This is a genomic window from Streptomyces sp. NPDC088197, assembly GCF_044741185.1.
Lineage (GTDB): Bacteria > Actinomycetota > Actinomycetes > Streptomycetales > Streptomycetaceae > Actinacidiphila.
Genome location: NZ_JBIUSD010000008.1, coordinates 347,902 through 355,221, shown reverse-complemented (window position 1 = coordinate 355,221; position 7,320 = coordinate 347,902). Strand labels below are relative to the sequence as shown.

At 70.4% G+C, this 7,320-nt stretch carries 5 protein-coding genes; all 5 read right to left on the bottom strand.

The features are described 5' to 3' along the window. The coding region (locus ACIOC1_RS21850; protein ID WP_401856101.1) for an LUD domain-containing protein at positions 1 to 848 on the bottom strand (848 nt) is incomplete at its 3' end. Beyond that, positions 845 to 1,666: a (Fe-S)-binding protein gene (locus ACIOC1_RS21845; protein ID WP_355350145.1), complete on the bottom strand. Its 822-nt coding sequence runs from the start codon at positions 1,664 to 1,666 to the stop codon at positions 845 to 847. The genes ACIOC1_RS21850 and ACIOC1_RS21845, both read right to left, overlap by 4 nt. Before the next feature lie 61 nt (positions 1,667 to 1,727). Next, positions 1,728 to 3,233 (bottom strand): rhamnulokinase family protein, encoded by a 1,506-nt coding sequence (locus ACIOC1_RS21840; protein ID WP_401856100.1) that lies wholly within the window; start codon positions 3,231 to 3,233, stop codon positions 1,728 to 1,730. Positions 3,234 to 3,649: 416 nt separating this feature from the next. Beyond that, positions 3,650 to 5,704 (bottom strand): bifunctional aldolase/short-chain dehydrogenase, encoded by a 2,055-nt coding sequence (locus tag ACIOC1_RS21835; RefSeq protein WP_401856099.1) that lies wholly within the window; start codon positions 5,702 to 5,704, stop codon positions 3,650 to 3,652. A gap of 248 nt (positions 5,705 to 5,952) precedes the next feature. After that, a complete protein-coding gene (gene rhaI / locus ACIOC1_RS21830; protein ID WP_188282894.1) occupies positions 5,953 to 7,119 on the bottom strand; it encodes an L-rhamnose isomerase in 1,167 nt (388 codons plus the stop codon). Between the last annotated feature and the right edge of the window lie 201 nt (positions 7,120 to 7,320).

Here is a 7,320-nt window from a genome sequence, read left to right as displayed (position 1 = left end):
GTCCACAGGGTGGTGTAGGGGTTCATGCGTTCGGCGGTGGAGGAGCGGGGGAGGGTCTGGAGGTAGATTTCCAGGTCCTGGAAGGTGGGGATGACCTTCTCGATGCCGACGACGGAGATCAGCGTCTCGGGGAGGGTGAGGCACATGCGGCCGTTGCCTTCGGATTCGACGACGACGAGGGTGCCGGTGTCGGCGATCATGAAGTTGGCGCCGGAGATCCCGACTTTCGCGCGGAGGAACTTCTCCCGCAGGTGCAGGCGGGCCGCCTCCGCCAGATCCGCCGGGGTGTCGGTGAGGTTGTCGGGTGCGGGGCGGCCCCAGGTGGTCATCTGGGTGTGGAAGATGTCGCGGATCTGGTGGCGGTTTTTGTGGATGGCGGGGACGAGGATGTGGGAGGGGAGGTCGTTGCCGAGCTGGACGATGAGTTCGGCGAGGTCGGTTTCGTAGGCGGTGATGCCGGCGGCGGTCAGGGCGTCGTTGAGGCCGATTTCCTGGGTGGCCATGGATTTGACTTTGACGACTTCGGTTTCGCCGGTGTCCTGGACGAGGCGGGTGATGATGCGGTTGGCGTCGTCGGCGTCCAGGGCCCAGTGGACGGTGCCGCCGGCGGCGGTGATGTTCTCCTCGAGCTGGAGGAGGTAGTGGTCGAGGTGGCGCAGGGTGTGGTCCTTGACGGCGGCGCCTGCTGCGCGGAGTTGGGGCCAGTCGGCGAGTTCTGCGATGGCTCTGGCGCGTTTGTCGCGGATGGTGTGGGTGGCGTGGGTGAGGTTCGCGCGGAGCTGGGTGTCCTTCGTGGACGAGGCGGCGGCCTTCGGGAACGACGGCAGACCCAGATACGTACCACTCATCGGACCACTCCTCCATTGCGCGCGCCGCCCGTGGCGACATGGACCGGAACCCCGGCGGTCGGGACCGTCAGCGGGTGCTCCCGCGTACTGGCCAGGATCTCCGCGATGTGCACCGGGCGAATGGCGGTGCGCTGCCGGGACATCGTGCCGTCCAGGTGCATCAGGCAGGAGTTGTCGGCCGCGCACAGCACGTCGGCGCCGGTCTCCTCCGCGTGCCGCACCTTGTCCGCGGCCATCGCGGCCGAGACGTCGGGATTCTTCACGGCGAAGGTGCCGCCGAAGCCGCAGCACTCCTCCGCACCCTCCAACTCCCGCAGCTCAAGCCCCTTCACGGCTTCCAACAGCCGCCGGGGCCGCTCACCGAGCCCCAGCATCCGCAGCCCGTGACAGGTGGGGTGGTACGTCACCGTGTGCGGGAAGTACGCCCCCACATCCGTCACCCCCAGCACGTCCACCAGGAACTCCGTCAACTCGTACGTCCTGGGCACCACGTCGGCCAGCGCCTCGCTCAACTCGTCGCCGCGGCCCTCCTCCCGGGCCCGTTCGCCGAGGCGCGGGTAGATGTCCCGCACCATCGCCGCGCAGGAGCCGGACGGCGTGACCACGTAGTCGTATCCGGCGAAGACCCGCGCCTGGCGGCGCGCCAAAGGCTCCGCCTCGTGCCGGTAACCGGTGTTGTAGTGCGCCTGGCCGCAACACGTCTGCCCCATCGGGAAGTCCACCTCGACGCCGAGCCGCGTCAGCAGCGCGACGACGGCCTGGCCGGTCCGTGGATAGAGCGTGTCGTTCACGCAGGTGAGAAACAGGGCGGCACGCATCGCGGCTCCCTCGGGGTCGTGCGGGCGGATGACGGACGGCGGTTGGGCGGGTGACGGACGGTCAGGGGGCGGCGAGGGCACCGGAGATACGGGCGTCCGCCGCGTCCCAGGCGCGCAGGTCACCGCGCGGCTCGTACCGGCGCAACTCCTGCGTGTCGGCGACCAGTTGCCGCATCCGGGCCAGGTCGCCGACAAGGCCGTGGGTGCGGGCCTGGACGAGGATGTTGCCGAGCGCGGTCGCCTCGGTGGGCCCGGCGATCACCGGCAGCCCGGACGCGTCCGCGGTGAGGCGGCACAGCAGTTCGTTGCGGCTGCCGCCGCCGACCAGATGGATGTGGGTGATCTCCCGGTCGGCGAGTTCGGCGGCCTTGCGCAGCACCCTGCGGTGCGCGAGCGCCAGGCTCTCCAGCACGCAGCGGACCAGCGCGCCCCGGCTCTCCGGCGGGCGCTGCCCCGTACGCACGCAGTAGTCCGCGATGGCCGCGGGCATGTCGGCCGGTGCCAGGAACTCCGGCGCGTCCGGGTCGATCACCGCGCCGAACGGCTCCGCGCGGCCCGCGTCCGCGAGCAGCGACGCCAGCTCGGACGGCTCGCCGCGCGCGGCCCAGACCCGACGGCACTCCTCCAGCAGCCACATTCCCATGATGTTCCTGAGATAGCGGAACGTGCCGTCGATCCCGCGCTCATTGGTGAAATTCGCGGCCCGCGACGCCGCGCTGAGCACCGGCGCGTCCAGTTCGAGCCCGGCCAGCGACCAGGTGCCGCAGGAGATGTACGCGGAACCCGGCGCGGTGGCCGGTACCGCCGCCACCGCAGAGGCCGTGTCGTGCGAGCCCACCGTGGTGACCCGCGTCCCCGCCGCCAGACCCGTCGCCGCCACGATGTGCGGCAGCAACTCCCCTGCGCTGTCGCCCGGTTGCCGCAGCGGCGGCAGCAACGCCGGGTCCAGGCCGATCCGGTCGGCGAGGTCCCGCGACCACTCGCCCGTACGGGCGTCCAGCAGGCCCGTCGTCGAGGCGTTGGTGACCTCCGCGCCGACACTGCCGGTCAGCCAGTGCGTCACCAGGTCGGGGATCAGCAACAGCGTCCGCGCGGCGGCCAGTTGGACCGTGTCCCGCGCCGCCGCGAGCTGGAACACCGTGTTGAACGGCAGGTGCTGGAGGCCGTTGGCCGCGTACAGCTCCTGCGCGCCGACCTCGTCCCGCACCCGCGGCGCCACCTGCGCCGTACGGCTGTCCCGGTAGTGGTACGGGATCCCCAGCAGCGCGCCGTCCGCGTCCAGCAGGCCGTAGTCCACCGCCCACGTGTCCACGCCGACGGACGCCACCGCGGCGCCCGACCTCGCCGCCTCGCGCAGTCCGTCCAGAACGCCGGTGAACAGGCCCGGCAGGTCCCAGTGCAGCCCGCTCGGCAGCCGCACCGGCACATTCGCGAACCTGTTCACTTCCGTGAGGGCCAGTTCCCCGCCGCCCACCCGGCCCACGACGACGCGGCCGCTCGTCGCGCCGAGGTCCGCCGCCGCGAACACGCCTGCGGCTGGGCTTGCGCCTGGGGGTTCGCCGATCATGCCTCTCCTTATACGGCCACTCCTGCGGAGTGCGGTCCTTCATTCTTCCCGCCCCGCGGCCCCTGGACGGTTCTCCTACGCGAGGCGTTAGGCCGATCATTTCGGGGCGCGGCCCGTGTGCGGTGTCCTTGCGTTTGGGCGTTGCGCCGATCTTTTAGTGGCGCTGGGGGCACCTCCCGGCCGCAGGCTGGGGGAGGAACTGCGCGCTCAGCCGAAGCGCTCCCGCAGGTCACCACCGGCCCCAGAGGGGCAATTCGGTGGTGTCCCGACCACCGGCCGGTGGGGCTGGCCGCACAGTTCCTCCCGCAGCCTTCGGCCGGGAGGTGCCCCAAGCGCCCCTGACGGGGCACGTCCTGCGCAGGGCGAACGCCTAGAGCCGTGCCCTTGAACACCGGCCCTGCGCAGGGTGACACGCCCTAGCGGAGGAAGGCGGCTGCGACGCCCGCGTCGACGGGGATGTGAAGCCCGGTCGTGTGGGTCAGCTCCCCGCCGGTGAGGGCGAAGACGGCATTGGCGACGTGCTCGGGAAGAACTTCCCGCTTCAAGAGCGTCCGCTGCGCGTAGAACTCCCCGAGCTTGGCCTCCTCGACGCCGTAGACGGCCGCCCGCTTGGCCCCCCAGCCGCCGGCGAAGATGCCGGAGCCACGGACGACCCCGTCGGGGTTGATGCCGTTGACACGTACTCCGTACTCACCCAACTCGGCGGCGAGGAGCCGCACTTGGTGGGCCTGGTCGGCCTTGACGGCCGAATAGGCGATGTTGTTGGGCCCGGCGAAGACCGCATTCTTGGAGGCGATGTAGACGATGTCGCCGCCCAGCTTCTGCTCGATCATGACGCGCGCGGCGGCGCGGGAGACGAGGAAGGAGCCGCGGGCCATGATGTCGTGCTGGAGGTCCCAGTCCTTGGCGGTGGTCTCCAGGAGCGGCTTGGAGATCGAGATGCCCGCGTTGTTGACGACGAGGTTGACCCCGCCGAAGGCGAGCAGCGCGTCGGCGAAGGCCGCCTCGATCTGCTCCTCGGAGGTGACGTCCACGGTGACCGCGACGGCCTTGTCGGGACCGCCCAGCTCCTCGGCCACGGCGGCGGCGTTGCCCGCGTCGAGGTCCGCGACCACTACGCAGGCGCCCTCGGCGACCAACCGCTGGGCGATGGCCTTGCCGATGCCGGACCCGGCACCGGTGACGAGCGCGATCCGGGTGGCCAGCGGCTTCGGCTTCGGCATCCGCCGCAGCTTGGCCTCCTCCAGCTCCCAGTACTCGATACGGAACTTCTCCGACTCCTCGATCGGCTTGTACGAGGAGACGGCCTCCGCGCCGCGCATCACATTGATGGCGTTGACGTAGAACTCGCCCGCGACGCGCGCGGTCTGCTTGTCCTTGCCGTAGCTGAACATGCCGACGCCCGGCACGAGGACGATCGCCGGGTCGGCGCCGCGCATGGCGGGGGAGTCGGGCGAGGCGTGCCGCTCGTAGTAGGCGGCGTACTCGGCGCGGTACTCCTCGTGCAGCGTGCGCAGCCGGGCCTCGGCCTCGTCGAGGGCCGTGCCCGCGGGCAGGTCGAGGACCAGCGGGCGGACCTTGGTGCGCAGGAAGTGGTCCGGGCAGGACGTGCCCAGCGCGGCCAGCCGCGGGTGCTCGGCGCGCGACAGGAAGTCCAGCACCTCGGGGGAGTCGGTGAAGTGGCCGACCTGCGGCCGGTCCTGGGAGGCGATCGAGCGCAGCAGCGGTGCCAGCGCCGCGGCCCGTACGCGCCGCTCGGACTCCGGCAGCGGCTCGTACCCGTCGAGCACCGCGCCGAACGGGTCGGCCTTGCCGCGCTCCTGGAGGAAGGTCTCCGCGGTGCGGATGATGTGCAGCGAATTGCGCTCGCACTCCTGCGAGGTGGCGCCCCAGGCGGTGACGCCGTGCCCGCCCAGCACACAGCCGATCGCCTCCGGGTGGGCCTCCTTGACCGCCGCGATGTCCAGCCCGAGCTGGAAGCCGGGGCGGCGCCAGGGCACCCACACCACGGTGTCGCCGAAGCACTCCTTGGTCAGCGCCTCGCCGTCGGCCGCGCACGCCAGCGCGATACCGGAGTCCGGGTGCAGGTGGTCCACGTGCGCCGCGTCCACCAGCCCGTGCATCGCGGTGTCGATCGACGGCGCCGCGCCGCCCTTGCCGTGCAGGCAGTAGTCGAAGGCGGCGACCATCTCGTCCTCGCGCTCCACCCCCGGGTAGACCTCGGTGAGGGCGCGCAGCCGGTCCAGGCGCAGCACCGCGAGACCGGAGCCGGTGAGCGTACCGAGGTCGCCGCCGGACCCCTTGACCCACATCAGCTCGGTGTCGGCCCCGGTCACCGGGTCGGGCGCGGTGCCCTTGGCGGACGTGTTGCCGCCCGCGTAATTGGTGTTGCGCGGATCGGATCCGAGCCGGTTCGAACGGCCGAGCAGCGCCCCGACCGTGCTGTCGTCGGAACTGGAGGCGGAAGCCATGCGGTGTCCTTCGGAGGAATGAGTGCGGGTGCGGGTGCGATGAGCTCGACCGGCTCGGAGGCTCCACTGCGCGTCGCGGAGCCGGTCGGCCGCGTGGGCTCGCCGTCAGGAGGGCCGGCGAGTGAACCGAAGCGGAGCGGTCGCTGTTGAAAGGGAGAACGCGCGCAGGTTGTGAGGAACGAGCAACCGAGCACGATCGACCGTCGACAGCGACTCAGCGCAGCGGAGGTGAACCGAGCCTTAAAAAATCACGCGCCCCAGCCGGCCTGTTCGCCGCCGACGCGTTCCGAGGTGATGCGGGTGGCCCAGCCGGAGCCGCGGTAGGCGGCCATCGGGTCGGGGTCGAGACCCAGTTCGGTGCGCACCTCGGCGAGCAGCGGCCGGACGTCGGTGTTGTAGGCGTCCATCAGTACGGCGTTGGCCTCCAGTACGTCACCGGCGCGCTGGGCGGCGCCGAGAGCGTCGAGGTCGACCAGCAGCGCCTTGGCGGTGGCCTCCTGGACGTTCATCACCGAGCGGATGATCGCGGGGATCTTCGCCTCGATGTTGTGGCACTGGTCGAGCATGAAGGCGACGCCGGTCTCCTGCTTCAGACCGCCGTTCTTGGCGACCTCGTGCATGATCCGGAAGAGCTGGAAGGGGTCGGCGGAGCCGACCATGAGGTCGTCGTCGGCGTAGAAGCGGGAGTTGAAGTCGAAGCCGCCGAGCTTCTTCTCGCGCAGCAGGAACGCGACGATGAACTCGATGTTGGTGCCCGGCGCGTGGTGGCCGGTGTCCACGACGACCTGCGCCTTGTCGCCGAGCTTGAGGCAGTGCGCGTAGGAGGTGCCCCAGTCGGGGACGTCCGTGGTGTAGAAGGCGGGCTCGAAGAGCTTGTACTCCAGCAGCATCCGCTGGTCGTCGCCGAGCCGGTCGTACACCTGGGACAGCGCCTCGGCGAGCCGGTCCTGGCGGGCGACGATGTCGTCCTGGCCCGGGTAGTTGGTGCCGTCGGAGAACCACAGCTTCAGGTCGCGCGAGCCGGTGGCGTCCATGATGTCGACGCACTCCAGCAGATAGCTGACGGCCTTGCGGCGGATCGCGGGGTCGGCGTTGGTGACCGAGCCGAGCTTGTAGTCGTCGTCCTGGAAGACGTTGGAGTTGATCGCGCCCAGGGTCAGGCCGCGCTCCTTCGCGTACGCGCCGAGCGCCGCGTAGTCGTCCACCAGGTCCCAGGGGATGTGCAGGGAGACGATGGGCGCGACGCCGGTGGCCGCGTGCACCTGGGCCGCGTCGTCCAGCTTTTCGTACGGGTTACGCGGCACGCCCTCCTGCCTGAACACCTTGAAACGGGTGCCCGAGTTGCCGTAGGCCCACGAAGGGGTCTCGATCCGCTGGGACTTCAGCGCCGCCTTCACGGCCGACAGGTCTGTCATGGCAACCTCTGTGAATCGTTTCATTTGACGGCTCACCTTAAAGGCGACACTGCGCCATGTCAATGGTCATGACGAGAACCCGATGGCGGGCCGGTCGCCGTTATTGAATCGTGTCACATGAGCCGGACGCGCTGCTAGAGGGTCTCTTTCCAGCCGCGATTGGCCGTCCGTCGGGGGTTGATCTCCCGAAATGGCTTCCAC